The sequence below is a fragment of the Luteibacter sp. P4_D7_3 genome (assembly GCF_056401735.1).
The window spans coordinates 1-1772 of the sequence record NZ_JBFUIT010000506.1; the positions used below are offsets into that span (position 1 = coordinate 1).

Consider the following 1772-nt stretch of genomic DNA (forward strand, 5'->3'; position numbering starts at 1 on the left):
GTTGCGCCTAGCCCCTCAGCCGATCTTGAACTTCTTCAGCTTCTTCGGCACCGACGCGTTCTTCAGCGTCACGTAGATCGGCAAGCCATCCGGGCCATACGGCGGCGGTGCTTCACCCTGGATCAGCGGGGCGAGATAGCGTCGCGCGGCGGCGGTGATGCCGAAGCCGTCCTTGGAGATGAAGTTCCTCGGCATCTTCTTCTCGTGGTTGGCGATCTTGTCCAGCGGCGCCGCTTCGATCTTCCACTTGTAGGGTTCGTCGGATGTGCGGACGATCACCGGCATCACGGCGTTGAGGCCTTCGGCCGCGTATTCGACGGCCTTCTTGCCTACCGCATAGGCCTGCTCGAGATCGGTCTTCGAAGCGATGTGTCGCGCCGAGCGCTGCAGGTAATCGGGCAGGGCCCAGTGGTACTTGTAGCCAAGCTTCTCGCGCACCAGGGCGGCGAGCACCGGGGCGGCGCCACCCAGCTGCGCGTGGCCGAACGCATCGCGCGCGCCGGACTCGGCGAGGAACGTGCCGTTGCTGTCCTTCACGCCCTCGGAAACGACCACGGTGCAGTAGCCGACCTTTTCCACCGTGGCCTTGACCTTGGCGAGGAAGGTCTCGGGATTGAACACGTTCTCCGGAAACAGGATGACGTGGGGCGCGTCGCCAGGTGCCGATCCGGCAAGACCGGCAGCGGCGGCGATCCAGCCCGCATGACGACCCATCACTTCGATGATGAAGACCTTGGTCGAGGTATCCATCATCGAGACCACGTCCAGGCTGGCCTCGCGCACCGCGATCGCGGTGTACTTCGCGACCGAACCGAACCCGGGGCAGGTGTCGGTCACCACGAGGTCGTTGTCGATCGTCTTCGGCACGCCGATGCAGTTGACCTCGTAGCCGAGCGTCTGGCCGATCTTCGAAACCTTGTTCGCTGTGTCAGCCGAGTCGTTGCCGCCGTTGTAGAGGAAGGTGCGGATGTCGTGTGCTTTGAACACCTCGATCAGGCGCTCGTACTCGACGCGGTTTTCTTCCAGCGACTTGAGCTTGTAGCGGCAGGAACCGAAAGCGCCACCGGGCGTGTGCTTGAGCGCGGCGATATTGGCCTTGGCTTCCTTGGAGGTATCGATGAGCTCCTCGCGAAGCGCGCCGAGGATGCCGTTACGCGCGGCATAAACAATGATGCCCTTGTCGCGAGCCGTTTCGATCACGCCCGCGGCGGAGGCATTGATGACGGCGGATACGCCGCCCGACTGGGCGTAAAGAATTTTGCCGGCGGCCATACGCACTTCCTCGTCACCATGGGAGTGCCGAGCGTAGCGCGTGCGGCATGACGATGACACGCTAGACTCAGGAACGATCAAGGGGAAGGGGCTCGCCGTGCGCTTACCGAATACGCTGTATGCCCCGTCCGCCGACGCCACGCGCTGGCAGCGTGGTCTTTTCTATAGCGCCGGCGCCCGCATCGGGCTCTTCGCCCTCCTGACCATCGCGCTGACGATCCTCCTCAGCCACCTGCTCAAGCCCATCGGCCTTGCAGGCAAGGATGTGAGCACCTTGGCCCGCGGCATCGGGGAAATGCTGATTCGCGCGGTGCCGGCGATCCTCGCTTACGGCGTGCTGGTTCGCTTCGTCGAGCGCCGTCCCCTTACCGAATTCTCGCGTCCGACCTGGGCGGCCGGGCCGCTCTGGCTGGTCGGCGGCGTGGCCCTGATGGGCGTGGTCGTCGGCAGCCTGTGGCTTTTCGGCGCCTATGTACCCCTCGGGCCGGACACGGCCGCCG

1 protein-coding gene and 1 pseudogene are annotated in these 1772 nt (G+C 64.5%); one reads left to right on the forward strand and one right to left on the reverse strand.

The annotated features are described in order from the left end of the window. Window positions 1-15 precede the first annotated feature (15 nt). Complete coding sequence (locus tag AC1DSN_RS22115) at window positions 16-1272, reverse strand: 6-phosphofructokinase (RefSeq protein WP_477295658.1); 1257 nt, start codon at window positions 1270-1272, stop codon at window positions 16-18. Window positions 1273-1369: 97 nt separating this feature from the next. On the opposite strand from AC1DSN_RS22115, the pseudogene AC1DSN_RS22120 reads away from it, so the two are divergent. Then, window positions 1370-1772, forward strand: a pseudogene (locus AC1DSN_RS22120) (hypothetical protein); the annotation flags it as partial.

What these genes read in the sequence shown, in the direction of transcription:
- AC1DSN_RS22115 (WP_477295658.1), bottom strand. Translation starts at nt 1,272, where the DNA reads ATGGCCGCCGGCAAAATTCTTTACGCCCAGTCGGGCGGCGTATCCGCC.